We start from the raw sequence: 26212 nt of genomic DNA, 5'->3' as shown, positions 1-26212 counted from the left end.
CATGAACGACAGCATCCTGGCGGCATTGTCCGCCTTCGGTCCGGCCTCGCAGGAGCGGCGTTTGCTGCGCCTGGACTTTCCGCATGGCGATGGTCCCGCCGATACCGTGCTGCTGGTCAATTCCTTGCAGGCGAACGAAGCGCTGTCGCGCGACTTTCGCTTCGAGGCGGAATTATTGTCCGACGACGCCCATATCGCCTTGAGCGCGATGATGGGGCGCATGGTGACCGTCAGCATGGTGCGCGATGATGGCACCTTGCGGCATTTCAACGGCTATGTCGGCGAGTTCCGCCTGCTGCGCGCCGATGGCGGTTTTGCCTGGTACCGCATGCTGCTGCAGCCGTGGCTGGCGTTTGCCAGGCTGCGCCAGGACAATGTCTCGTTCCACGGCATGAGCGTGATACAGCTGACCGAAACCAAGTTTGCGCACTACCAGCAGCGCGACTGGAAGACCTGTTTGCAGGGCGACGATCCGCAATTGTCCTGCGCCAACCAGCACAATGAAACCGACTATAACCATCTGCACCGGCGCTGGGAGGCATTGGGCTGGCACTACTGGTATGAGCACCGTCTTGACGGCCATACACTGTGGCTGGCCGACGACAGCACCCTGGCCGAGCTGATCGATGGCGAGTCCGAAGGCGCCATGCAGTTTCATGCCGGCGCCGGCTCGATGGAAGACGATGGCGTCCAGCAATGGCAGGCCGTGCGCCAACTCGGTTCCGGCCTGCTGACCCTGGCCAGCTTCGACTATAAAAACCCGCGGCCGCAGCGCGCCACCGGTCATTCACTGAACCGCCAGGGCGATGTGTTTGCGCACGAACTGTACCAAAACACAGGTTCTTATGGCTACCGGGATGGCGACGATGGCGAACTGCTGGCCCGGCGCCGCATGGAGGAAAGCGACCACCTGCGCCAGTATTTCGAGGCAGCGGGCAACCACCGGCAAGCGCAGGCGGGCCGCTGTTTTACCCTGGCCGGTCATTTCAGCGGTCAGGAAAGGCGATACCTGCGCGGCGAGCCGCGCGGCGACGACGTCAAGGCGCGCGAATACCTGATCCTGTCGGTCGAGCATGTCGCCAGCAACAATTATCAGGCCGGCAGCGACGCGCCCTCGCACTATGAAAACCGTTTTGTTTGCGTGCGCAAGGACCAGCGCTGGCGGCCCGGCCGCGGCTACAACAGCCAACCATGCCTGGTGGCCGGCGTGCAGACGGCGCTGGTGGTCGGCCCGGCCGGCGAGGAAATCCATACCGATGCGCTGGGCCGCATCCGCCTGCAGTTTCACTGGGACCGCCTGGGTGAATTCGACGAGCGCAGTTCCCCGTGGATACGGGTCATGATGCCAATGGCCGGCGCACAGATGGGCCAGATCGCGCTGCCGCGCGTGGGCCAGGAAGTGGTGGTGCAATTCCAGGACGGCAATATCGACCATCCCATTGTGACCGGCGTGGTGTACAACGGCGCCAACCCGCCGCCCTGGCAATTGCCGCAGCAACGCGCCCTGTCCGGCCTGCGCAGCCGCGAACTGGGCGGCGCCAGCGCCAATCACCTGGTACTCGACGATACGCAGCAGGCGATCCAGGCCCAGCTGCGCAGCAGCCACCAGGACAGCCGCCTGTCGCTCGGCAATATCGCCCGCATCGACGACCATGCCGGCCGCAAGGAAGCGCGCGGCAGCGGCTTCGAGCTGGCGACCAACGCCTGGGGCGCGCTGCGCGCCGGCAAAGGCATGCTGATCACCACCGAAACGCCAGGCGGAGCAGGCGCCGTAAAACAGCTCGACGACACCCTGGCCCGCTTGGCGCAGGCCAGGGAACTGCAGCATGGCCTGGCCGGCATGGCGGTCGACGCCGGCGCGCAGGACAGCGCCAGCGAGCAAGGCGCCGTGGCCAACGCCATCCAGCAGCAAAACACCGCAATCAGGGGCAGCGGAGAACACTTCCCGGAACTGTCTGAACCGCACCTGGTCCTGGCCAGTCCGGCCGGCATCGAATTGTCGAGTGCGGCGTCGGTCCACCTGGCCGCCAGCGAGCATGTGGCGCTGACCAGCGGCAAGGATATCGCCCTGGCCAGCGGCCACAGCCTGTTCGCCAGCGTGGCCCACAGCCTGCGCATCTTCGTCCACAAGGCCGGCATGAAACTGATCGCCGCCTCCGGCAAGATCGCCATCGAAGCCCACAACGACGAAGTCGACATCATCGCCCGCAAAGTGCTGTCGCTGATCAGCGAAGCGGACTGGGTCAATATCAAAGGCAAGAAAGGCATCCGCCTGCACGGCGCCAGCCACATGCTGGAAATCAGCGACAAAGTGCAGTTTTTCACCTCGTCGCCGGTACTGTTCAACGGCAATCTGGAAACCTTGGCTGCGAAGAGTGTGTCGCAGGAGTTCAATGAGCGCCCCCATACCAGTTTTGATCAAGCCATCCGTTTGCTGGAGGTGGACGGCAAACCGGCAGCCGATATCGCTTTCGAGCTGATACGTGACGACGGCAACAAAATCAGCGACACCAGTACCGCCGATGGACAGACACCCTTACAAAAAGGAGAAGGCATGGACAGCTACACCATACGTTACAAGGGAGAACTGCCATGAGCGACGATAACGACCTCAATGAAGATGGCAATCATCAGGGTGAGTTTCATCAAACTGTCGGTGGCTGGGCCGAATACACGGTCAATCTGACCGAGATAAAAGACACAGTGCGTCATGATGTGACGGTTCCACCCAAAAAAATAATTCCCATAATTTTTTTGCCGGGGGTTATGGGAAGCAATTTAAGAATGACAAAAAAACGTCAAGAAGAACTGAAGCGGCCAGACAATCGATCATGGCGGCCAGATGACATGATAGACAAATCAGGCAAAGCGGCCGTCGCGACAGGCAGCGGTTTAGGCGGATGGTTCAAAAATGCGTCGCCACGTGATAGGCAACTGGTTTTCGACCCGAATGAAACTGAGGTTGAATATTATCAATACTCGAATGATAACGGACGCTTCTTCCCCGGTGGAGATGCTACCAAGGGGTCTGATGCACGCCACAGCAATGTACCAGACGACTTCCCCGGCGTCTCCCCCTTAATTTCCGTTAGTCCAAAAAAAAATTCCTATGTTGAGTCAATTCAAAATCCGAAAGTCATTACAAGACATATTCCACCGGAAATACGCGAAACACCTGCACATATAGCACGATGGCGCGGATGGAGTGAGGTTCTTTTTGCTGGGGCATATGGAGAAATGCTGCAAAAAACTGAGTTCTTCATGAACAATATTATTGAAAATCGCAAGCTCAGGAAAGGTAGCATCAAACTTCACTGGCAAATAGACGCAAAAGATCCTGAGACTGGAAAACCAATATCTGAACTTCATCCAATATATCCAGAAATAACAAAATTATTATTGCAAAATCCAAAATCATTTGGCGCTTCGAAAGGAGAAGCCATTAGCCAAGGGGATTTAAGAAAAATCTCCAAGTGCTGGTACCCAGTCCATGCAATGGGATACAATTTCATACAGAGCAATGCAATTTCAGCTAAAATCATTGCCGAACGAATCCGTGGCTTAGTTGAAGGATATAATAATTGCGGATTCAAATGCGATGAGATAATCTTGGTTACTCATAGCATGGGAGGATTGCTCGCACGCGCTTTGATTCATCCAAAATATGGAAATTTAACCAATAAAAAAGAAATTAATATATTGGGAATTTACCACAATGTCATGCCCACTGTCGGCGCGGGAAGTGCATACAAGCGTATGCGTTTCGGCTTTAAGGAAACGTGGGGACCAATTAACACCATGACTGCGGAAATATTTGGCATAGATGGAAAACATGCCACTGCAATTTTAGCGAATGCTCCAGCGCCTTTGGAAATGCTTCCAGGAATGAAGTATGGACTTAACTGGCTTAAGGTTATCAATAAAGAGGGCAAACTGCTTTATAGTTGGCCAAATGAAAAAGAAAGTGCGCTTGAAAGTATATATCTTCAGCCAGAAAAAAAATGGTGGCGACTACTGAACCCTGATTGGGTTAACCCAGCAAATTTAAGTAGTGATGAGGGCGGAGGAATTGATAAGGTCAGAAAACGCATCGAGACTGCATTCAAATTTTCACAGTCTATCGAAAGCACCTTTCACGAACCAACTTATGCCAGTTACTGTGGATCAAAAGAGTATCCAAGTTATGGCGAGGTCGTCTTCAAAGTTATCGATGGATTAGGGAGTGGATTATTTGATTTTTCTGATAAATTCATACCACCATCCCCTGAAAAATGGACACTTGTTAGCGACGACGCAAAAGGTGAACTTAAAGTAAAAGCAGGGTCTCGCACTTTAACTTTAAAGCTACAAAAAGCTTCTGACCCAGGAGACGAAACTGTTCCACTCCAACGCTCAGCGAGCCATACCAAGGGGGAAATTTTTTTTCATGGTCAAGAAAAAAACACCGGATATGAGCATCAAAAAAGCTACTCACATCCGCAAGTTTTAGCCTCGATGCTTTATTCGATCGTTCAAATTGCAAAAACCGCAAAATGGGATTAACCATGAAAAATATTTCAAATTTATTTTTCATAACAACACTAATTTTTTCCTTGCAATCGTGCGAAAATAATTACCATGGAGATGGTGAAAAATTGAAAAAATCAAATAACGAAGATGAAAAACTGAAAAAAATATTTAAAAATACAAAGATTCTTTGCTTTGGGCGATACGCAGTTACAGTACCAAGCGAAGCAAACCTCATAGTTGGAAAAGCAGCCTTGGAAGTTATACCTGGGGGATTGGATGCAAGAATAAGAAAAATAAAAGAAGAAATAGAGAAAATCAAGTGGACAGATGAAACAGCGGATTTCACCTATAACGACAAAGGCCCAATTGAAGGAAGTTGGCAATTTCGCTATTATGAAGACGAATTGGCAAAAAAATATAAACTGCATTTCTTCAGGACGTTCGTTACAAAGGATGATTTCACCTTTATCATGGGCGACTCTGTGAGAAATGGTGAAAGTGAATCTTCTACTGAAGCGAGACAATTTTTCCGGGCTAAAAGCATTCGCATACGTCAACCGGAGGAAATTCCGCAAGATCCTGGTCTTTGCGTGGAACATGGCTTTCTGGCAGAAAATAACTACGCCGAACAGGAAATCGACAATGTGGGACTATATCTTCCAAGTTTCCCAGATATGACTTTTTCCATCAGTTCAAACAAGGACGCCTACGGTGACTACTCGCCTGCGGAGTTTGAAACAGAAATGCGCAAAGAATTGTCCTTGCTTAATCGCATACAGGGTGCGAAAGATATACAAGGCAGCAGTTATCCCAAACGCACCTTGCTACGAGAAGGCAAGCGCGCGGTTCAGCATTGGAAGGGTGAAGAATCCCTGATACGTCGAGCCGATGGTGTGCACGATTTCGAATGGGCACTGGTTGGGAAGCCGAGAGACATCGCGTATCCGTCGGTGCTGGAAGTCAAGATGTACACCAAGGTTGCCCACAATATGGTGGGGGCAGCCGAAGCTGCCTCGCTCACCGACGACGAAGCCATCGCCCTGTGGGACAAGCTCCTGTCCGGCCTGAAATTCCGCGTCAAGGTACCGGGTGCGCCGCCAGGTTCCTACTATATCGATCCGGACAAACCCGCGCAGTAAGGAAAGCATCAGCCCGGTACTGGCACAGGCTGGCGGGATGCCATGTTTTGCTGCTAGCATGGGCTTTTTGCCGGACATTCGCCATGATAGCGTTGCGCCCCGCCCTGCCGCTTGATATCGACGCCCTGTGGGCGCTGCGCACGTTGGCCGTGCGCATCAGTTGCGCCACGCATTATTCCGCCGAACAGGTTGCCGTCTGGAGCGCCTCGCCGGTGCCGGCTGGTTATGCCGACCTGTTGGCGGCCGGTGGTGGCATTGTTGCCGTGCATGATGGGGTGATTGCCAGCTATGCCATGCTGGACCTGGATCAGCACGAAGTCGATGCCGTGTTTGTCGATCCGGCCCAGGGTGGGCTGGGCATCGGCAAGCGCTTGCTGGCGGCGCTGGAAGACCTGGCGCGCGAGCATGGGATTGAACGGCTGCATTTGTCGGCGTCGCTCAATGCTGTGCCGTTTTACCAGGCGGCGGGGTTTGTCGCGCTGCGCGAAGAGGCGTATGCGCACCCCAGCGGCCTGATGCTGGCCAGCGTGGCGATGGAAAAGATATTGCCTTTCAGCTGACAGCCATCAGTCAGGCTGCCATTCGACCGCAGCGGGCCTGGCGCCACCGGTCTTGAAAAACGCGATCATCGCCCGATGGCACAGCGCCACGTCGACACACCACGCGGCGGGATACACATCGACCTGGCCATTGGCCAGCCAGTAGCTGCACTCTCCCTCTTCCTCCTCATCGCCCAGCGAGTGATAACTGGCGTCATCCTGGCCGGACAGATACATCAGCCAGGCGCTGGCGCCATTGCGCAGCATGCACAGGGCGGGGCCTTGCTCCGCATCCACGGCCATGGTCAGCCACAGTTCGCACTGCGCCAGCGACTGCGCGCGGGCCAGCGCTTGCTGCAAGTCCTGAAGCGATGCGATGGCGACAGTTTCGCCGTGCAGATTGAGTTCCATCATCATGCCTTGCCTGCGCTCAGGTCCGCCGTCGCCAGCGCGGTGCTCAGGTACAGCTTGCCGCTCAGCTCTTTCAGCAGGCTGCTCTGGCGCAGGCGGTCCATCACGGGGCCTTTGACTTCGGCCAGGTTCAGGCTGATGCCGCGCTTGGTCAGGGTGTTGTTCAGCTCGATCAAACCCAGCAGGGCAGTGCTGTCGATCTGGTTGACGGCCGACAGCACCAGCACCAGGTGGCGCGCCGTCGGGTGGCCGCGCAGCTCCTCTTCGATGCGTTCGGTAACGGCTTCGACGTTGCCGAAAAACAGGCCGGCATCGATGCGCAGCAACAGCAGGTCCGGCACGGTGTGCGCTTCGTAGCGCTCGACATTACGGAAGTGCTCACTGTTCGGAATACGCCCCAGCACGGCGATATGCGGCCGGCTGGCGCGCCAGATCAGGGTGCCCATCGACAGCAATACGCCGATCACCACGCCCGCCTCCACGCCCAGCACCAGCACGCCGGCCGTGGTGGCCAGCAGGGCCAGCGCATCGCTGCGGTCGTAGCGCCAGGCCATGCGCAGGGTGTCCCAATCGATCAGGTTGGCCACCGCAAAGATGATGGTGGCGGCCAGCACCGGCAGCGGCAGCAGCGCCAGCCAGCCGGTGGGCGCCACCAGCGCCAGCGCCAGCAGTCCCGCCGTGATGATGCTGGCGAGCGGCGTGTTGGCGCCGGCCTGGAAATTGACGGCCGAGCGCGAGATGGAGCCGGTGACGGGGAAGCCGCCGGACAAGGCGCTGGCGACGTTGGCCGCGCCCAGGCCCAGCAGTTCACGGTTGGTGTGCAGTTTTTCGCCGCGCTTTTGCGCCAGTGTCTGGGCGGCCGACATGCTCATCAGGAAAATGATAAAGGCGATCAGCAGCGCCGGCGACAGCAGGGTGCGCCAGTGGGCGCTTGAGGTCGCCAGGTTCAGGCCCGGCAAGCCGCTCGGTACATGGCCGGTCACCTGCACGCCCATGCTACCCAGGCCGCCATAGGTCACCAGCAAGATACCCGTGATCACCAGCAGCATCGGCGCCAGGCGCGCGCCCACGTCGGCGGCCGTCTTGCCCAAGCCGCAATGTTGCAGCAAACGCGACAGATAGCGCCTGGCCAGCCACAGGCAGACCAGGCTGGCCAGGCCCAGCGCCAGGCTGGGGCCGTGCCAGTGCGGCCAGGTGGCACCCATCAGCGGCGTGACCTGGCCCCACATGATGAGAATGGAGGCGCCATTGCTGAAGCCGCTGATCACCGGGCGCGACAAAAAGTTGGCCATGAAGCCCAGGCGCAGCACGCCGCACAGCAGCAGCACGATGCCGCTGATAAACGCCAGTTGTGCGGCCAGCACGATATACAGGGTGGAGCCAGGGTCGGCCAGTGGCGCCAGCGCGGCGGCCGTCATCAGCGAGACGATGGCCATCGGCCCCACCGATTGCGTCATGCTGCTGCCGAACAGGGCGTACAGCACGGGCGGCAAGATGCTGGCGTAGATGCCGACCACGGGCGGCAGGCCGGCCACCAGCGCATAGGCCATGCCTTGCGGCACCATCATCATGGCCACCACGATACCGGCGGTTATGTCCCCCGCCAACAGAGGACGCCGGTATTGCCTGAGCCAGAGCAGCATGATGCGATCCCAAAATCTGAAAACCGAAGCCTATCATGCGACGAGGCCGGCTGACAGGGGAACAGCGCGCAATCAAGCCCGATCAGGCCAGCAGTTGCGCCTTGACCGCATCGAGTATCTCGGCCGACAGCGCCGCGTCATCGACGGTGCGCGCCAGCACCATGGCGCCCACCATGGCGGAAAAGGTGGCAATCGCCTGTTGGCGCCGTTCTTCGGGCGCGCCGTCCGGCAGCAGGCCGGCCAGCAGCTCGAACTGTTTTTTGGTCGCTTGCGTAAAGGCCGGCTGAGCACCGGGCTGCATGCGTGCCACGTCCTGGCCCATGGCTGCCGCCGGGCAACCGCCGCCGGGCGCGTCGCGGTGGCGCGTGGTCAGATAAGAATCCACGATGTCCGGCAAGGTCTTGCCCTGCCAGCCAGCCAGCGATTTTTTCAGCGCCAGCTCGCTGGCCTCGATCATCAAGTCTTCCTTGGACGCAAAATGGCCATAGAAGCCGCCGTGCGTCAGGCCCGCGTTTTTCATCAGGTCGGCCACGCCGATGCCATCATACCCCTTTTCGCGGAACAACTTCGCCGCCACTTCGACGATGCGCTCGCGGTTCAGCGCCGCCTGTTCTCTGCTCACTTTCATGCTGCCTCCCACAATAATTATGCTCATCATATATCTTTGCGGCGGATTTTTCCACTCTGTTAGCAAGCGCACCGTATTGCCTCGCCACTGCCTCGATACTGAAAGTTAGCCAATATGGAGGTCAGCATGAGCGATAACCAGAACCAGTCGACCGGCAATTTGCAGCGCAGCATCCAGCAGGAACAGGATGCGCGCGATGCCGCCAAACCTGATACCCCGGAGAAAAAGGACGCCGTGCAGACAGGCAACCGCACCCAGCCAGGCACTCCCCTGCCCTCGCAGCACCTGGACAAGCCCGGCATCGAAGCGCAGATGCAGTTGAAACCGCGTTTCCTGGCGCCCGACTATTGCGGCAGCGGCAAGCTGGCCGGCATGGTCGCCATCATCACGGGCGGCGATTCGGGCATCGGCCGCGCCGTGGCCGTGCTGTATGCGCGCGAAGGCGCCGATGTCGCCATTATTTATTTGAATGAACACGAAGACGCCAACGAAACCAAGCGCTACGTGGAAGCGGAAGGCCAGAGCTGCCTGCTGATCCCCGGCGACGTGCGCGAGCAGCGTTTCTGCCAGGAAGCCGTCAGCCAAGTGATGGCCAAGTTCAACCATATCGACGTGCTGGTCAACAACGCGGCCTTCCAGGAACATGCGGAGTCCCTGCTCGACCTGTCCGAAGAACGTTTCGATCTCACCATGAAAACCAATGTCTACGGCTACTTCCATATGGCAAAGGCCGTGCTGCCGCACCTGAAAAAAGGCGCGTCCATCATCAATACGGGATCGGTGACGGGCCTGAAAGGCTCGAAAAACCTGCTCGATTATTCCACCACCAAGGGCGCGATACACGCGTTCACGATGGCGCTGGCCGGCAACCTGCTGGAAAAGGGCATACGCGTGAACGCCGTTGCGCCCGGCCCCGTCTGGACGCCATTGAACCCGGCCGACAAGTCCCCGGAAGAAATCACCAAATTCGGCGCCGATACCGACATGCACCGCCCGGCACAGCCGGAAGAATTGTCGCCGGCCTATGTATTCCTGGCCTCCCCTGCCTGCTCCAGCTATATCACCGGCATCGTGCTGCCCGTGACCGGCAGCGTGGGCGAATAGAAAGAAACCAGACCATGCCTAGAGCCTTGTGGAAGGGTGCGATCAGCTTCGGCCTCGTGCATATCCCCGTCGAGCTGATCTCGGGCAGCAAGGATCACGAACTCGACCTGTCCATGCTGGACCGGCGCGACTTTGCGCCCATCGGCTTCAAGCGTTACAACAAGCAGACGGGCAAGGAAGTGGTGTGGGACGACATCATCAAGGGTTATGAATACAAGCCCGACGAATACGTGGTGCTGTCCGACGAAGACCTGAAACGCGCCAACGTGAAGGCCACGCAAACCATCGACATATTGACTTTTGTCGATGCGGGCGACGTGCCGCTGACCTATTACGAGCATCCGTATTATTTGCTGCCCGGCAAGGGCGGCGAGAAAGTCTATGCCCTGCTGCGCGAAACCTTGCGCAAATCGGGCAAGATCGGTATCGCCAACGTGGTGATCCGCACGCGCCAGCACCTGTGCGCGCTGGTGTGCATCGACAAGGCCATCGTGCTCAATACCTTGCGCTTTGCCGATGAGCTCCGCGAAATGGACGATCTTGAGCTGCCCGGCAGCACCCTGAAGGCGGCCGGCATTTCCGACAAGGAACTCAAGATGGCGCTGTCACTGGTCGAAGGCATGAGCGAGGAATGGCAGCCCGAGCAATACAAGGACACCTACCGCGACGACGTGCTGGCGCTGGTCAGGAAAAAGATCAAGGCGAAACAGACCAAGACCATTACCGCGCCCGAGCCGGAGGCCGAGGAACAGGAAAAGCCCGACAATGTGATCGACCTGGTGGCGTTACTGCAGCAGAGTTTGGGGAAGAAGGCGCCGGTCAAGCCTGCGCGTAAACCGGCGGCGAAACGCAAGGCCGCATGATGGTGAACGTGGGTCGGAGCGTGGGTCGGGCGTAGGTCGGGTTAGCGCGCAAGCGCGTAACCCGACAACACCCGAGACGTTGTCAACAATGTTGTCGGATTACGCGCGTAGCGCTAATCCGACCTACGTGACATTAACGGGGTAATTCAAACCCCAACTTTTTCATCGCAGCATCAATCCCCTTCGCGCTGCGCGCATAGCTGTCCCACGGCGTATTGCCCACATCCAGCCGGCTGTGCACATTGCTTACATTCCATTGATCCGCCGCTTTCAGCTTGTCGAGTTCCTCCCACGCCAGCGGCACGGAAATGCCCAGGCCCGGCCGCGTGCGCACCGACCAGGCGGCCACCGTGGTGGCACCACGGCCATTGCGCAGGTAGTCGATAAAGATCTTGCCGACCCGGTTGGCCGGCCCGCTTTTCACGACAAAACGTTTCGGGATCAGCTCGGCCATATGCGCGACGATGGCCTGCGAGAAGGCTTTTACGGTATCCCAGTCGTGTTTCGGCCGAATCGGCACCACCACGTGCAGCCCCTTGCCGCCACTGGTTTTCAAAAAGGCGGGCAAACCCAGTTCGGTCAGGAAAGCGCGCAGCAGCACGGCCGACTCCCGGATCGCCGGCCAGCCCACGCCTTTCCCAGGGTCCAGGTCGAATACCATGCGGTTGGGCAGCTCGTAGGCCTTGGCCAGCGCATTTTGCGTATGGAATTCGACCACATTCCATTGTGCCGCCGACAGCAAACCTTGCGCGCTGGCCACTTCCAGCATCGACGGGTGCTCCGGGTCCAGTTTGGCATCAAGCTGTTTTACGCCCGGCATTTTCGATACTTCCGCATGTTTCTGGAAAAACAGTTCGCCGCCGACACCCGATGGCGCGCGCACCAGCGACACGGGCCGGCCCCGCAGATGCAGCAGCATCAGCTTGCCGACCAGCGCGTAGTAGCGCACCAGGTCGATCTTGGTGGCGCCGCTGTCCTTGTCGATCACGCGGTCAGGGTTGGTAATTTTCAGGCTGGCCGGCAAGATGCTGGATGGCTTTTCGTCTGGCATGGATGGTTCCTTTTTCGCAGTGACGGTTTGCGGCCGTTCACGCACGATGGCGGAGGCCGGCTTGTCGGTGCGCAGACCATGAAATACGGCATGGCGGACGGCGCCGCCGCTGGTCCACTGGGCAAAGCTGACCTCGGCCACCAGGGTCGGCTTGACCCAAGTCGCCTTGCGCACGCCACCCGCCTTGCCCGCATAGGGACTGGTATCGACGGTCAAGGCATCGAGCTGGCGGCGCAAATCGAGCAGGGTATCCTGGTCGAAGCCGCTGCCCACATTGCCCGCGTACTGCAGCTTGCCGTCCTTGTCATGGGTGCCCAGCAGCAAGGAGCCGATGCCGCTGCGCGCGCCCTGCGGCTCGGTATAGCCGCCGATGACGAATTCCTGGCGCAAGCCACACTTGAGCTTGATCCACTCGTTCGAGCGGCGCGCCGTGTAGCGCGAACCGCGCCGCTTGCCGATCACGCCTTCCAGGCCCAGCTTGCAGGCCGTGGCCAGCAGTTTCGCGGGCGTGGCATCGAGTTCATCGCTGAAACGCACCAGCGGTGATGTGGGCAATTGATCCAGCAGTTGCCGCAACAACGCGCGGCGCGCCTCCACCGGCTGGCCGCGCAAGTCATGGCCATCGAAATACGGCACATCGAACAGGTAATACGCGATATCGCTGGTGGCCTCCTTGTCGAAAGCCTGTTGCAAGGCGCCGAAACTCGGGTGGCCATCCTTGCCATTGACGACGATCTCGCCGTCATACCAGCCAGGCGGCAAGCCCAGCTTGGCCAGTGCCTGCTGCAGCTTGGGCAGCTTGTGCGTCCAGTCGTTGCCGTTGCGCGTGATCAGGGCAATCTGCTGGCCGTCGCTCCGGGCCAGGATGCGGTAGCCGTCGAACTTGAGCTCGAAGATCCAGTCTTTGGCGTCCGTCGGCGGCGCATCGACCAGGGTCGCCAGTTGCGGCGCCAAGGTGGCCGGCAGCGCGCTGGCCGGCGCCGCTGGCTGGGCCGTGGCCTTCTTGCGCTTGGGCATGGGCTTGCTTTTTACGCTGTCGGGCAATTCGTCGACCACCGAGTATTCCAGCGCGGGCCGCGTGTAATCGTCCTTTTCCTTGATCAACAGCCAGGCCGGCTGCTTTTCGCCCTTGCCCTTCATGCGCACCAGCACCCAGTTGCCGTGCATCTTGTGGCCGTGCAAGGTGAATTTCAGGTTGCCGGCCGCAAGCGCCTTGCGCGGGTCCGGCGTGGCCGCCTGCGGCTCCCAGGTGCCCTTGTCCCAGATAATGACCTTGCCGGCGCCATATTGTTTTTCCGGAATCGTGCCTTCGAAGCTGGAATACGAGATCGGGTGGTCCTCCACCTGCACCGCCATGCGCTTGTCTTTACTGTCGTAGCTGGGCCCTTTCGGCACGGCCCAGCTTTTCATGGTGCCATCGAGTTCCAGCCGGAAATCGTAATGCAACCGGCTGGCCCAGTGTTTCTGGATCACAAAGCTCAGCTGTTCGCCCTCGGCCTCGCCACCACCGGCGGGCTCGGGCGTGATGGCGAAGTTGCGCTTGGCTTGATAGGTTTTCAGGGCATCTTTCATGGCAAACCCATGCTGTGATCGTGTCCCTAGTCTAGATGGCGTCCCGGCCCCACGCAGTACGCCAGCTAACAGAGCCGGGCGGGCCATTGAAAACCGCCAGTTGTAAGTGTTTGTAATCGGCTGTCAACCAAGTTGCCGCCAGGCGCGTTTTTGGCTCAGTGACAGGGGAAACATCTTCTGCACACCACCCACTTCTTGAGGAACTGCACCATGAAAAAAGTTATTGCTACCATCATCGCTGGCTTGTTCGCTACCGCAGCCTTTGCCCAGACCCCGGCCGCCCCAGCGGCAGCCAAGGCCGAAGCCAAGCACACCAAGGAAGTGACGAAAGCGGAAGCCAAGGAAACCAAGGCAGTGGCCAAGGCCGACGCCAAGGAAGCGGCGACGGTTGCCGACGCCAAGGCTGACGTCGCCAGCGCCAAGGCAGATGCCGGCGCCGCCAAGGCAAAAGCCCATCACAAAGCCAAGAAAACCAAGGCCAAAGCTGCCGAAGAAAAAGCTTCCGCAGTGGCCGAAGCACCCGCCGCCAAATAAGTACCGGCTTCCCGTACACGAAAAGACAGCTACGGCTGTCTTTTCGCACATGGGCGCTACATTTTGCACTTGCGCGACCTGCACCGCATCGAGCTGCGCCAGCAACTCTTTCAGGGATGATCATTCCAGCGCGCCGCAGCTGGCACCTGGCGGCCATGCGATGAGCGCGGACAAATCGGGCATGAATGCGGCCATGCGGGAATCAGCGAATAATGTAAAAGCGCGTAAAGATGCGAAAAGAAAGGCGATTTCCTGAGCGGTGCAATTGTACGGCGATGCATGGCGTCATAAAATTGAGAACTATTCTCATTCTCATTACGATGCCAGGAGTTGTTTCAATGCCAGTCCGCACCTTTCCATCCCATTTATCCGCGCTGCCGCTGCGCCCCCTGGCCCTGGCCATTTCCCTGGCGCTGGGTGCCGGACTGTCCCACGCCGCCGACGATATGCAGGCAGCAGCCGACGACAGCACCATGCCGACCATTACCGTCACCGGCGCCCACGAGGATTCCTATACGGCGCGCAGAAGCGCATCGGCCAGCAAGCTCGATCTGTCGCTGCGCGAGACGCCGCAATCGGTGTCGGTGGTCACCCGCGCGCAGATGGATGATTTCAGGCTCGACAGCGTCAACAAGGTCCTGGCGCAAACCACCGGCGTGACGGTGGAAGAAGTGGAAACGGACCGCAGCTACTACACCGCGCGCGGCTACGACATCACCAATTTCCAGTACGACGGCGTGGGCATCCCCTTTATTTTCGGTAATGTAATGGGCGGCCTCGATACGGCCATCTATGACCGGGTCGACGTGGTGCGCGGCGCCAATGGCCTGATCTCGTCGACCGGCAACCCGTCGGCCACCATCAATTTCGTGCGCAAGCGCCCCACCGAAGGCCTGGCCGCCTCGGCTGCCCTGACCCTCGGCTCCTGGAACACGCGCCGCCTGGACGCCGACGTGTCGACGCCCCTGAGCACCGACGGCAAGGTAGCGGCCCGCTTCGTCGCCGCCCACCAGGAAGGCGACTCCTGGCTGGACCGCTACTCGCCCGGCAAGGACGTGGCCTACGCCGTGGTGGAAGCGAAACTGACGAACGACACTACCTTCACCGCCGGGCACACCTACCAGAAGACCAAGGCCAAGGGCGGCATGTGGGGCGCGCTGCCGATGTATTACACGGACGGCACGCAGACCAATTACCCGATTTCCACCTCGACCTCGGCCGACTGGTCGCGCTGGAACACGGAAACCAACAGCACCTTCGCGGAACTGACGCACCGCTTCAACCCCGACTGGAGCGTCAAATCCACGCTGACCTACACCAGGGCCAACTCAAACTCGCAGCTGTTCTATGTATACGGCACGCCGGACCGCGCCACCGGCGATGGGCTGTACAGCTACCCGTCCAAATACAATTCGAACAATGAACAAAGCCTGTTTGATATTTCCGCCACCGGCAAATTCGACCTGGCCGGCCGCCGGCACGACCTCACTTTCGGCGCCAGCTGGTCCAGGTCAAAGCTGCATGACGTGTCCTACTATGGCCAGGGCATCGGCACCGCGCTGCCGAACGGCACCGCCTTCGATGGTTCCTATCCGATTCCCACGTTCGATGCGTCGACCGACGGCAGCGCCTACAGCGACAAGCGCAAGAACGCCTTTGCCGCCGCCCGCTTCAACCTGGCCGACAGCACCAAGCTGCTGGCCGGCGTCAATACCGTCAAGGTCGACAGCAAAGGCGCAGCCTATGGCGTGAGCAAGTCGACCTCGCAAAGCGACACCACGCCCTACCTGGGCCTGGTGCAGGACATCAACCGCCACGTGTCGGCCTATGCCAGCTATGCGGAAATCTTCAATCCACAAAGCGATACCGACGCCAACGGCCAGACCCTGGCGGCGGCCACCGGCAAAAGCCTGGAGCTGGGGGTGAAGGGAGAGTTGTTCGACGGCCGCCTGAACCTGTCGGGCGCCGTTTTCAAGATTCGCCAGCAAAACCTGGCCGAAGCAGCCGGCACCACCGCCACCTTCAAGACCATCTACAAGGGCGTGGATTCGGAGTCGACAGGCTTTGAACTGGAAGCATCGGGCGAAGTGGCACGCGGCTGGCAAGCCAGCGCCGGCTACGCGCAATTGCGCATCAAGGGCAATGACAACGACGCGCGCACATTCATTCCGCGCAAGCAGTTCCATGTGTCGACCACCTACCTGGTACCGGCCGTGCCGAAACTGAAGGTGGGCGCCAACCTGACCTGGCAGGACGATATCCACCTGGCCGTCGGCGACACGATCGACCTGCGCCAGGGCGCCTACGCGCAACTGGGCCTGATGGCCAGTTACGACCTGACAAAAAACGTCAGCCTGTCGCTGAACCTGAACAACGCGACGGACAAGAAGCACCTCACCAGCCTGTACTGGGACCAGTCGCTGTACGCGGCCGGCCGCAATGGCAGCGCGACGCTGAGCTGGAAGTACTAGGCGATGCGGCTGCGTCCACTGCTGGTCCTGCTGCACCGCTGGTTCGGCCTGGCGGTGGCGCTGTTCCTGTTCATTTCGGGCCTGACGGGCGCCGTCATCTCGTGGGATCACGAACTCGACGCCTGGCTCAATCCGCAGCTGTTCCATGCTGCCAGCGGCACGGAACATGCACACGCCCGCACCGGCCTGGAGCTGGCATCGCAGGTCGAAGCGCAAGACCCGCGCGTGCGCGTCAACTACACGCTGACCGCGTTGGAACCGGGTCATACGGCGCTGATGTCGGTCGAAGGCAAGATCGATCCCGCCACCGGTAAGCCCCATGACCTGGGCTACAACCAGATAGCGGTCGATCCTGTTACCGGTACCGTGCAGGGCACGCGCCAGTGGGGCCAGGTATCGATGGCGCGCGAGAACCTGCTGCCTTTCCTGTACAAGCTCCATTACACCATGCATATCCCCGACGGCTGGGGCATCGAGTTCGGTGTCTGGCTGATGGGCATTATCGGCATCGTATGGTTTGTTGACTGCTTTATCGCGCTGTATCTGTCGTTCCCGAATCTTCGCAGCTGGCGCAAGTCGCTGGCCTTTCGCTGGCGGCAAGGGGGGCACCGGCTCAATTTTGATTTGCACCGCTCGGGCGGCGTGTGGCTCTGGCTGTTATTGCTGATCCTGGCCGTGACTTCGATCTCGATGAACCTGCAGACGCAGGTAATGCGCCCGCTGGTGGCCAAATTTTCTACCCTCAGTCCGAATGCGTTCGACAGCCGCACGCCGCAGCCGCCGGAAAATCCGGTCGAACCGCTGCTGACGCGCGAACAGGTGGTGGCGCTGGCGAAAACCGAAGCGGCAAGACGGGGCTGGACCTTGCCGGCCGGCGGCGTGTTTTATTCGTCCAGCTACGGCCTGTATGGCGTGGGCTTTTTCGAAGCGGACAATGACCACGGCGACGGTGGCCTGGGCAATGCCTGGCTGTATTTCGATGGCCGCGACGGCAGCCCTGCCGGCGGCGTGATTCCCGGCACCGGCAGTGCCGGCGACATCTTTTTGCAGGCGCAATTCCCGCTGCATTCGGGCCGCATCCTCGGCCTGCCGGGACGCATCATGATCTCCATGATGGGGCTGCTGGTGGCGATGCTGAGCGCGACGGGCCTGGTCATCTGGCTGCGCAAGCGCCGCGCGCGCACGCTGAAAACGATCCAGTTGTAAGTGATTGTAATGCTCGTCAACGGCCAGGCTTCGGGGCGCGTTTTCTCCTCAGTGACACGGGAATCATCCCGGCACCAACAGACAAACCACCACTGAGGACTGCACCATGAAAAAACGCATTTTCAACCTGAGCGCTACCCTGATCGCCGGCCTGTTCGCTACCGCAGCTTTTGCCCAGACTCCTGCGGCGCCTGCAGCCTCAGTACCGGCCAAGGCCGAAGCGGCGCACACCAAGGCCGACGCCAAGGAAGCGACCGCCGCCGTGAAAGCCGATGCGAAAGTCGCCAAGACCGAAGTGGCTGCAACCGCCGATGTCGCCAGCGCCAAGGCCGATGCAAGCGCCACCAAAGCCAAAGCGCATCACAAGGCCAAGAAAACCAAGGCCAAGGCCGATGAAAAGCTGGCCTCGGCCACTGCCGAAGCGGCGCCCGCCAAGTAATTACAAGCACGAAAAACAATCGCTTTTACCGCATCCCACATACTGAGGAACTGACATGAAAAACACCATCGCCGCCCTGATCGCCACCGTCTTCGCCACCGCCGCTTTTGCCCAGGCCCCTGCAGCCCCAGCACCGGCCAAGGCGGAAGCCACCCACACCAAGGAAGTGGCCAAGGCCGAAGCCAAGGAAACCAAGGCAGTCGTGAAAGCCGACGCGAAAGAAGCGGCAGTCGCCGCCGATGCGAAAGCCGATGTCGCTGGCGCCAAGGCCGATGCCAAGGTCAAGAAAGCCAAGGCCCACCACAAGGCCGCCAAGGCAAAGGCCAAGGCTGATGAAAAAGCCGTGGAAGCCGCACCGGCAGCGCCAGTCGCAGCAAAATAATCGCTATAAGGTAGCGCCAGAAAGACAGCTTCGGCTGTCTTTTTTTCGTTCCGAAGACATCGTTTGCATGCGCGTGTGCACGCGATATCAGATCAGAAATTCGAAACCGCCAAGCAGTTTGACGGTTTCTGGAAGTTTCTGTTGCAGGAGTTTGTCGAGATAGAGCCTGGCATTGTGAGGCGGTTTTTTCAACGCCGCCCGCTGTCGCTGCGCGGCCTTGAGAACTGCCGCCTGATCCAGATCCCACAAATCCACTATGAAGGTATCGGGATGTAGCGGCTCAATGTTAAACGGGGCCAGTGTGGTTTTCGGGAAATCCTTGAGGTTGAATGTCACGATAACGGAAGCGTTGCACTTGATTGCGGCTGCGAGGACGTGGCGATCATCCGCGTCCGGTAACTGAAGGCTTTCTAGCAACGATTCATAGTCGGTGACGAGACCGTCAGGCACGGCCTTGTCCATCAGCGAGGACGTGCGATCGAGCTGCTCGCGCGTCAGGTCTGGACGATTGATCAGAAGATTGCGCTTCCACTCATCATGCACCTGCGCCGACCAGCGTGCCCGGTAGGCACCGGTCAGTGCCAGATACATCAAAAAATCCCTCAATGGCGCGGGATAGAGCACATTGGCGTCATAAAATGCCGTGAACGAGGACTGCCTCATTCATATCCCATTTTCAGTTCCTGTGCCTGCGCCACCAGTTCATCCATGGCGGACAGGCTGGTTCGCTCACGCAGCGCCTTGTACTGCATCAGATCGGCAAACTTGATGCGGCGATGCCTGCCTGTCTTAGTATGCGGTAACGCTCCTTCATCCAGCATTTTTATCAGATGAGGCCGTGAAACGTTGAGGATGTCGGCACCCTCTTGGGTGGTCAGCTCGGCATGAATGGGCACGACCTTGACGGCATTGCCCAATGCCAGCTCGCTGAGAATTTCACCAAGCAAACGAAGGGCGAACGTCGGCATGTCAATGACTACACGCTGCTGCATCTCGTCGATCAGCTCTATGCGCTGGGTCTCCGACTTTGTCGAGATAAATGCTGCCAACTGGCGGCCTGACTCTATCGCCGCATTGATCGCCCTTTCATCAGGCAAAACGGTGCGGGCCAAGGTTGCGGTAGTCATGACGGTCTCCAAACTAATCTAATGCCAGATACGAAGTCTAATCGAAATAAACGAAAAGCACAATAAACGCAATAAACGCAATAAACGAAACAAGAGCGGCACACCTTCATGCAAACTTCACCACAAGCCAGCGTGCATGAGCAACACTACAGGCCTTGCCCTTGTAACGAAAGTTCGCCATGCGCCGCTTGCCCCTGCCGCTGTTACTGCTTGTCGCCTTGCATGCACCCTGCGCCGCAGGCGCCTCGCTGGCGCAAGTGGTGCAAGAATTTGACCATGACAGCCATGCCGACCTGCGCGCCGTGGTGGTGCTGCGCGACGGGGCCGTGGTGGCCGAACGCTATTACAACGGCCAGGTACAAAACGGCCTGCACGACATGCGCTCGGCCGGCAAAAGCGTCACCGCGCTGCTGGTGGGCGCCGCCGTCGCACGCGGCCAGCTGGCGACCACGGGAACCGTCGGCCAATACTGGCCGGAGGTCGCCGGCAGCCCGGCCGGCCAGGTGGTGCTGGACGATCTGCTGGCCATGCGTTCGGGCTTGGCCGCGTTTGACGAGGATGCGGCCTCGCCGGGCAATGAGGACAAGCTGGACGAAGCGCCGGACCCCACCGCCTTTGTGCGCGGCGTGCCTGCGGCGATGGCGCCAGGTACGGTCTACCGCTACAACTCGCTCGGTTCGTATATCGCCGGGCGCATGGTGGAAAGCGCCAGCGGCGTCGACCTGGACACGTTTGCCGGCAGCGTGTTGTTCGCGCCGCTGGGCATCACGCGCTGGCAGTGGGGCCGCGACGTGGACGGCCATGCCAAGGGACAGGGCAATTTGTCGTTGCGGCCGCGCGACATGGCGGCGATCGGGCAGCTGGTGCTGGATGAGGGAGTGACAAATGGCCGGCGCGTGATCGCGGCCAGCTGGCTCAAGGCGGCGCTGGCGCCGCGCGTGGCGATCGGCGAGACGGACCGCTATGCCGATCATTATGGTTATTTCTGGTACGGCAAAAACTACGACGTCGCCGGTGAAAACGTCAAGGTGTCTTTCGCGTCCGGCAATGGCGGCAACAAGATCTATGTAATCCCCGCGCGCCACATGGTGGTGGCGGTGGCGTCCAGTGCCTATGGAAAGCCGCATGGCCAGCGGCGCTCGGAAGATATCCTGAAAGCGCTGCTGGCGGCGGATTGAAGCGGGGGTTTATTTCGGCATCAGCACCGTGTCGATCACATTGATCACGCCATTCGACTGGTACACGTCATAGGTGCTGATATTGGCAGTGCCGCCGGACTCGTCCATCACGACGATATTGTGCATGCCGTTCATGGCGAACATCAGCTTGCCGCCACTGGCGGTCGGCAAGGTGGCTTTACCGTTATGCATCTTGATTTCCTTGGCCAGCGCCTTGAAGTCGTATTTTCCGGGCACCACGTGATAGGTCAGGATCTTGGTCAGGGTCTCTTTGCTCTCCGGCTTGACCAGCGTATCGACGGTGCCGGCGGGCAGCTTGGCAAACGCCGCATTCGTTGGCGCGAAGACCGTGAACGGCCCTTTCCCCTTCAATGTGTCGACCAGGCCGGCGGCCTTGACGGCGGCCACCAGGGTGGTGTGGTCGGCCGAATTGACGGCGTTGTCGACGATGTCTTTTGATGGAAGCATGCTCTGTCCACCGACCATGGTCGTCATGTCGGCGGCGAAGCTGGCGCCGGTGGCCAGCATGGAAGTGGCGAACAGTACTGCGGGAATAAAGGTGCGCATGATGATCTCCTGGATGACTGCCTGTGCATGATTGCAGGAGTACTTACGCGGCCATGCTGGAATCGGATTCAATTCAGTCAAACAAAAAAAACGGCGCAGTGCGCCGTTTGTTCAAACCATCCCTTGTTGCGGGCCGGCGTGTGCCAGCCCGCAGTGCCGGGATCAGTTGACTGCGACTTGCGGCTCCGGCTCGCCCCAGCCGCCGCCCAGGGAGCGGATCAGCGCCACGGTGGTGACGGCACGGTTGCCGCGCAATTGCACGGCACTGCGTTCGACGGCCGACAGGTTGCGCTGCGCGTCGAGCAGGTCCAGGTAGCTGGAACGGCCGGCGTCATACAGTTTCTGCGCCAGGTCGGCCGAGCGGCGCGCCGAAACCACCGCTTCGTCGATCTGCTGCGTCTGGCCCGACAGGATGCGCAGGCCCGCCAGGTTGTCCTCGACTTCGGCAAACGCCACCAGCACGCTCTGGCGGTAGGTGCCGACCGATTCTTCCAGCTGCGCTTCGCTGCGCGTTACCGCCGCCTTGTTGCGGCCACCGTCGATGATCGGCATCGACATCAGCGCGCCCAGCAGCCAGGAGCGGCTGCTCCACTTGAACACGTCCGAGAAGGTGTCGGCCGCGCCGCCACCCGATGCGTTCAGCATCAGGGCCGGGAACATCGCCGATTTCGCCACGCCGATACGCGCATTCGACGCTTCCATGGTGCGCTGGGCCGAGGCGATATCGGGCCGGCGTTCCAGCAGGGTCGACGGCATGCCGGCGGGGATCACCGGCAAAAAAGCGCTGTCCTGCAGCGGGTTGACGACGGCCGTGAAGCTGGCCGCCGGTTCGCCCAGCAAGACCGCCAGCGCATGCTCGCCGGTGGCGCGCTGGCGCTGCAGGCCGATCGCTTCGGCGCGCGCCGTCGACAGCTCGGTGCGGGCCCGCGACAGATCGAATTCGCCGATATCGCCCAGGTCATAGCGGCGCTGGTTAACATGCACGCTTTCTTCGCGCAGGCGCACCGTCTCGGCCAGGGTCGCCAGTTCGGCGTCGGTGGCACGCAGCTGGAAGTAGGTCTGCGCCACGTCGGCCTGCAAGGACAGCAGCACCGAGCGGTAGGTCGCTTCCACCGCCAGCGCATCGCTGCGCGAGGCGCTGACATTGGCCGCCACGCGGCCGAACAGGTCGACTTCGTAGCTGGCCGTCAGGTTGGCCTGGTACACATTGGTGGCCGCCACCGGCGCGCCGTTCGGCAGGCCCAGCGACACGGCGGAAGCGCGATTGCGCTGGCCGCCCAGGTTCACGCCCACTTGCGGGATGCGGTCCGCTTCGGCGATGCCGGCAATCGCCCTCGCCTGCTTGACGCGGGCGGCCGCCACGGCCAGGTTGGCGTTGGCCTGCGTGGCCTCGGCGATCAGGCCGGTCAGCGTGGGGTCGTTAAACGCCAGCCACCATTCGCCGCGCGCCTGGCGCTCGGCGTAGTTCACTTGCGCCTGGGACCAGCGGGTGCCGTCCTGCGCCGTCTGCACCGCCGGCACTTGCGCTTCCTTGAAAGCGGCCGGGGTGGCGATCTGCGGCTGCTGGAAGTCCGGCGCGGCGCAGGCTGCCAATAGCACGGCGGCGGCCATCATGCCGAGCACTGGTTTCAACAGCGGTTTCAGGTTGTTTTTCACGATACATCTCCTTCCAGGTCCAGCACCGGCGCGGCGGGGCGCTTGGCGGCGGCTGGTTTTTTCTCGAAACGCTGCGCCAGGGTACGCAGCAATACATAAAATACAGGCGTCAGGAACAGGCCGAAGAAGGTCACGCCCAGCATGCCGGCAAATACCGCCACACCCATGGCATGGCGCATTTCCGAACCGGCGCCGTGCGAGAACACCAAGGGCACCACGCCCATGATGAACGCGATCGACGTCATCAGGATCGGACGCAGACGCAGGCGGCAAGCTTCCAGCGCGGCCTGCACGACGGTGCGGCCATGGTCTTCCAGTTCGCGGGCAAACTCGACGATCAGAATCGCATTCTTCGACGCCAGCCCCACCAGCACGAACAGCGCGATCTGGGTGAACACATTGTTGTCGCCACCGGTCAGTTTCACGCCCAGCAAGGCGCACAAAATCGACATCGGCACGATCAGGATCACGGCCAGCGGCAGGGTCCAGCTTTCGTACTGGGCGGCCAGCACCAGGAACACCAGCAGCACGCACAGCGGGAACACATAGATCATCGTGTTACCGGACAGGATGTCCTGGTAAGTCAGCTCGGTCCATTCATACGAAATCCCTTGCGGCAGCACTTCCTTGGCGATGCGTTCCAGCGCGGCTTGCGCCTGGCCGCTCGACACACCCGGTGCCGGCCCGCCATTGAAATCGGCTGCGGCGTAGGCGTTGTAGCGCTGCACGCGGTCCGGACCATAGCTGTCTTTCACGCGCATCAAGGAGGACAGCGGGATCATTTCGCCCTTGTCGCTACGCACCTTCAGCTGCGCGATATCCTGCGCATGCGAACGGAACTCGGCATCGGCCTGCACGCGCACCTGGTAGGTACGGCCAAACTGGTTGAAGTCATTCACGTACAAGGAACCGAGGTTGATCTGCAAGGTCTGGTAGATGGTGGCCAGCGGCACGCCCAACTGCTTGGCCTTGACGCGGTCGACATCGGCGAACAGCTGCGGCACGTTGATCTGGTAGCCCGAGAACACGCCCGCCAGTTCCGGCGTCTGGTAAGCCTTGCCGGCCAGCGCCTGGGTGGCGTTGTACAGCGCGTCGTAACCGAGATTGCCGCGGTCTTCGATCATCATCTTGAAGCCGCCGATGGTGCCCAGGCCGTTGACCGGCGGTGGCGGGAACACCATGATGAAGGCGTCCTGGATACCGCCCAGGCGCTTGTTGATCTCGGCCGCGATGGCGCCGCCGGACAATTCCTTGGTGGTGCGTTCGTCGAACGGTTTCAGGGTGGCGAACACGATACCGGCGTTCGGCGCATTGGTGAAGTCGTTGATCGACAGGCCCGGGAAGGCGATCGTCGATTCCACGCCAGGCACCGACTTGATGACGTCGGACATGCGGCGTACCACGTCTTCGGTGCGGTCCAGCGAGGCGGCGTCAGGCAGTTGCGCAAAGCCGACCAGGTATTGCTTGTCCTGGCCAGGCACGAAACCGGCAGGCACGGCCTTGAACACGAACACGGCGGCGACCACCAGCAAGGCGTACACGCCCAGCGAAGCGCTCTTGCGGCCCAACACACCTTTGACGCCCGCTTCATAGCGGTGCGAAGCGCGGCCGAAGAAGCGGTTGAACCAGGCGAAGAAACGGCCGAAGACCTTGTCCATGCCGCGTGTCAGCGCGTCTTTCGGCGCATCGTGCGGTTTCAACAGGGCTGCCGACAGGGCCGGTGCCAGGGTCAGCGAGCTGAATGCCGAGATCACGGTCGAAATCGCGATGGTCAGCGCGAACTGGCGGTAGAACTCGCCCGACAGGCCGGGCACGAAGGCGATCGGCACGAACACGGCGCACAGCACCAGGGCGATGGCGACGATAGGACCGCTGACCTCTTTCATGGCCTGAATGGTGGCGTCGCGCGGCGACAGGCCTTCCTCGATATTGCGCTCCACGTTTTCCACCACCACGATGGCGTCATCGACGACGATACCGATGGCCAGCACGAGGCCGAACAGCGACAGGGTATTGATCGAAAAACCAAAGCCCAGCATCACGGCAAAGGTACCGACGATGGAGACCGGCACGGCCAGCAGCGGAATGATGGAAGCGCGCCAGGTTTGCAGGAAGATGATCACCACCAGCACCACCAGGGCGATGGCCTCCAACAGCGTGTGGATCACGGCTTCGATCGAGGAGCGCACGAACTGGGTCGGGTCATACTCGATGCGATATTCCACGCCTTGCGGGAAGTCTTTTTTCAGTTCGTCCATCTTGGCGCGCACGTCGGAAGACAGTTGCAGCGCGTTGGCGTTCGGTGCTTCGAAAATACCCATGCCGACGGCCGGATTATTGTTCAGCAAGGACCGCAGCGAATAGCTGTTGGCGCCCATTTCCACGCGCGCCACGTCCTTCAGTTGCGTCACCGCGCCATCGGCATTGGTACGCACGATGATGGCGCCGAATTCCTCGGGCGACTGCAAACGGCCCTGGGTATTGACGGTCAGCTGGAACGGCGAATTTTTCGCCGGCGAAGCGCCGATCACACCGGCGGCGACCTGCACGTTCTGCTCGCGGATGGCCTCGACCACGTCATTGGCTGTCATGCCGCGCGCCGCCACTTTCTGCGGGTCGAGCCAGATACGCATGGCATAGTCGCCGGCGCCGAAGATCTGGATGTCGCCCATGCCGGGCAGGCGGGCCAATTGATCCTTGACGTTCAGCACCGCGTAGTTACGCAGGTACATGTCGTCATAGCGCTTGTTGGGCGAGACCAGGTGCACCACCATGGTCAGGTTGGGCGAGGACTTGACGGTCGTCACGCCGATCTGGCGCACCTCTTCCGGCAGGCGCGGCAAGGCGCGCTGCACGCGGTTCTGCACCTGCGTCTCGGCCTGCTCGACGTTGGTGCCGATCTTGAAGGTAATCGTCAGCATCATCGCGCCGTCCGACGTATTTTGCGAGGACATGTAGAGCATGTTCTCGACACCGTTGATCTGCTCCTCCAGCGGGGCGGCAACGGTTTCGGCGATCACTTTCGGATTGGCGCCCGGATACTGCGCGCGCACCACCACCGATGGCGGCACGACGTCGGGATATTCCGAGATCGGCAGGCCGAAGATCGACAGCATCCCGGCCACGAAAATGACAATCGACAGCACCGCCGCAAAGATCGGCTTGTCGATGAAAAAGCGTGAAAAGTTCATGG

Annotated in this window: 21 protein-coding genes; 12 read left to right on the top strand and 9 right to left on the bottom strand. The window is 60.2% G+C overall.

Annotation, left to right across the window (positions count from 1 at the left end; translation table 11 throughout):
* Window position 1 precedes the first annotated feature (1 nt).
* The 4 genes from ACP7B7_RS11945 (at window position 2) to ACP7B7_RS11930 (ending at window position 6208) form a co-directional block, all read left to right on the top strand.
* On the top strand, window positions 2–2596 hold the full coding sequence (locus tag ACP7B7_RS11945) for a type VI secretion system Vgr family protein (RefSeq protein WP_426076806.1): 2595 nt from the start codon (window positions 2–4) through the stop codon (window positions 2594–2596).
* Window positions 2593–4542, top strand: a complete 1950-nt coding sequence (locus ACP7B7_RS11940) for an esterase/lipase family protein (RefSeq protein WP_426076805.1) — start codon at window positions 2593–2595, stop codon at window positions 4540–4542. The genes ACP7B7_RS11945 and ACP7B7_RS11940 overlap by 4 nt, the downstream gene beginning before the upstream one ends.
* A gap of 2 nt (window positions 4543–4544) precedes the next feature.
* Entirely contained in the window at window positions 4545–5648 is a 1104-nt protein-coding gene (locus ACP7B7_RS11935) for a T6SS immunity protein Tli4 family protein (protein ID WP_426076804.1), read from the top strand.
* An 83-nt stretch (window positions 5649–5731) separates the two neighbouring features.
* Window positions 5732–6208: a GNAT family N-acetyltransferase gene (locus ACP7B7_RS11930; RefSeq protein ID WP_426076803.1), complete on the top strand. Its 477-nt coding sequence runs from the start codon at window positions 5732–5734 to the stop codon at window positions 6206–6208.
* Between the two features lie 6 nt (window positions 6209–6214).
* On the opposite strand, the gene ACP7B7_RS11925 is transcribed toward ACP7B7_RS11930, so the two are convergent.
* From ACP7B7_RS11925 to ACP7B7_RS11915, 3 genes are all read right to left on the bottom strand, one after another.
* Window positions 6215–6604 carry an Imm1 family immunity protein gene (locus ACP7B7_RS11925; protein ID WP_426076802.1) on the bottom strand — a complete coding sequence of 130 codons (390 nt, stop codon included), beginning with the start codon at window positions 6602–6604 and terminating at the stop codon, window positions 6215–6217.
* Window positions 6601–8241: a SulP family inorganic anion transporter gene (locus tag ACP7B7_RS11920; protein WP_426076801.1), complete on the bottom strand. Its 1641-nt coding sequence runs from the start codon at window positions 8239–8241 to the stop codon at window positions 6601–6603. The genes ACP7B7_RS11925 and ACP7B7_RS11920 overlap by 4 nt, the downstream gene beginning before the upstream one ends.
* An 82-nt stretch (window positions 8242–8323) precedes the next feature.
* Window positions 8324–8869: a TetR/AcrR family transcriptional regulator gene (locus ACP7B7_RS11915; protein WP_308921840.1), complete on the bottom strand. Its 546-nt coding sequence runs from the start codon at window positions 8867–8869 to the stop codon at window positions 8324–8326.
* A gap of 126 nt (window positions 8870–8995) precedes the next feature.
* On the opposite strand from ACP7B7_RS11915, the gene ACP7B7_RS11910 reads away from it, so the two are divergent.
* Both ACP7B7_RS11910 and ACP7B7_RS11905 read left to right on the top strand, forming a co-directional pair.
* On the top strand, window positions 8996–9973 hold the full coding sequence (locus ACP7B7_RS11910; RefSeq protein ID WP_426076800.1) for an SDR family oxidoreductase: 978 nt from the start codon (window positions 8996–8998) through the stop codon (window positions 9971–9973).
* Between the two features lie 14 nt (window positions 9974–9987).
* Window positions 9988–10836 carry a Ku protein gene (locus tag ACP7B7_RS11905; protein ID WP_426076799.1) on the top strand — a complete coding sequence of 283 codons (849 nt, stop codon included), beginning with the start codon at window positions 9988–9990 and terminating at the stop codon, window positions 10834–10836.
* A gap of 133 nt (window positions 10837–10969) precedes the next feature.
* Here the strand turns inward: ACP7B7_RS11905 and ligD are convergent, their stop codons facing one another.
* Window positions 10970–13459, bottom strand: a complete 2490-nt coding sequence (ligD, locus tag ACP7B7_RS11900) for a DNA ligase D (protein WP_426076798.1) — start codon at window positions 13457–13459, stop codon at window positions 10970–10972.
* A 210-nt stretch (window positions 13460–13669) separates the two neighbouring features.
* Here ligD and ACP7B7_RS11895 point away from each other — a divergent pair, with 210 nt between their 5' ends.
* The 5 genes from ACP7B7_RS11895 (at window position 13670) to ACP7B7_RS11875 (ending at window position 18491) form a co-directional block, all read left to right on the top strand.
* Window positions 13670–13993, top strand: coding sequence for a hypothetical protein (locus ACP7B7_RS11895; protein ID WP_308921845.1), 324 nt, complete (start codon window positions 13670–13672; stop codon window positions 13991–13993).
* A 338-nt stretch (window positions 13994–14331) separates the two neighbouring features.
* A complete protein-coding gene (locus tag ACP7B7_RS11890) occupies window positions 14332–16464 on the top strand; it encodes a TonB-dependent siderophore receptor (RefSeq protein ID WP_426076797.1) in 2133 nt (710 codons plus the stop codon).
* Window positions 16465–16473: 9 nt separating this feature from the next.
* A complete protein-coding gene (locus tag ACP7B7_RS11885) occupies window positions 16474–17670 on the top strand; it encodes a PepSY-associated TM helix domain-containing protein (protein ID WP_426076892.1) in 1197 nt (398 codons plus the stop codon).
* Window positions 17671–17776: 106 nt separating this feature from the next.
* Window positions 17777–18109 (top strand): hypothetical protein, encoded by a 333-nt coding sequence (locus tag ACP7B7_RS11880; protein ID WP_308921847.1) that lies wholly within the window; start codon window positions 17777–17779, stop codon window positions 18107–18109.
* Window positions 18110–18164: 55 nt separating this feature from the next.
* Window positions 18165–18491, top strand: coding sequence for a hypothetical protein (locus ACP7B7_RS11875; RefSeq protein ID WP_308921848.1), 327 nt, complete (start codon window positions 18165–18167; stop codon window positions 18489–18491).
* Window positions 18492–18578: 87 nt separating this feature from the next.
* On the opposite strand, the gene ACP7B7_RS11870 is transcribed toward ACP7B7_RS11875, so the two are convergent.
* On the bottom strand, window positions 18579–19154 hold the full coding sequence (locus ACP7B7_RS11870; RefSeq protein WP_426076796.1) for a PIN domain-containing protein: 576 nt from the start codon (window positions 19152–19154) through the stop codon (window positions 18579–18581).
* Window positions 19151–19618, bottom strand: coding sequence for a helix-turn-helix domain-containing protein (locus tag ACP7B7_RS11865; protein ID WP_426076795.1), 468 nt, complete (start codon window positions 19616–19618; stop codon window positions 19151–19153). Before ACP7B7_RS11865 ends, ACP7B7_RS11870 begins: the two co-directional genes overlap by 4 nt.
* A 179-nt stretch (window positions 19619–19797) precedes the next feature.
* On the opposite strand from ACP7B7_RS11865, the gene ACP7B7_RS11860 reads away from it, so the two are divergent.
* Window positions 19798–20796: a serine hydrolase domain-containing protein gene (locus ACP7B7_RS11860; RefSeq protein ID WP_426076794.1), complete on the top strand. Its 999-nt coding sequence runs from the start codon at window positions 19798–19800 to the stop codon at window positions 20794–20796.
* Window positions 20797–20805: 9 nt separating this feature from the next.
* Here ACP7B7_RS11860 and ACP7B7_RS11855 read toward each other — a convergent pair whose 3' ends face one another.
* From ACP7B7_RS11855 to ACP7B7_RS11845, 3 genes are all read right to left on the bottom strand, one after another.
* Complete coding sequence (locus tag ACP7B7_RS11855) at window positions 20806–21363, bottom strand: fasciclin domain-containing protein (RefSeq protein ID WP_426076793.1); 558 nt, start codon at window positions 21361–21363, stop codon at window positions 20806–20808.
* A gap of 162 nt (window positions 21364–21525) precedes the next feature.
* Window positions 21526–22977: an efflux transporter outer membrane subunit gene (locus ACP7B7_RS11850; RefSeq protein WP_426076891.1), complete on the bottom strand. Its 1452-nt coding sequence runs from the start codon at window positions 22975–22977 to the stop codon at window positions 21526–21528.
* A 38-nt stretch (window positions 22978–23015) separates the two neighbouring features.
* A complete protein-coding gene (locus tag ACP7B7_RS11845) occupies window positions 23016–26210 on the bottom strand; it encodes an efflux RND transporter permease subunit (RefSeq protein ID WP_308921853.1) in 3195 nt (1064 codons plus the stop codon).
* Window positions 26211–26212: the final 2 nt, after the last annotated feature.

Origin of the sequence: Janthinobacterium sp. PSPC3-1, assembly GCF_049896105.1 — a bacterium.
In the GTDB taxonomy this organism is placed as follows: Bacteria; Pseudomonadota; Gammaproteobacteria; order Burkholderiales; family Burkholderiaceae_D; genus Janthinobacterium.
This window is presented reverse-complemented; position numbering and strand designations above follow the sequence as displayed.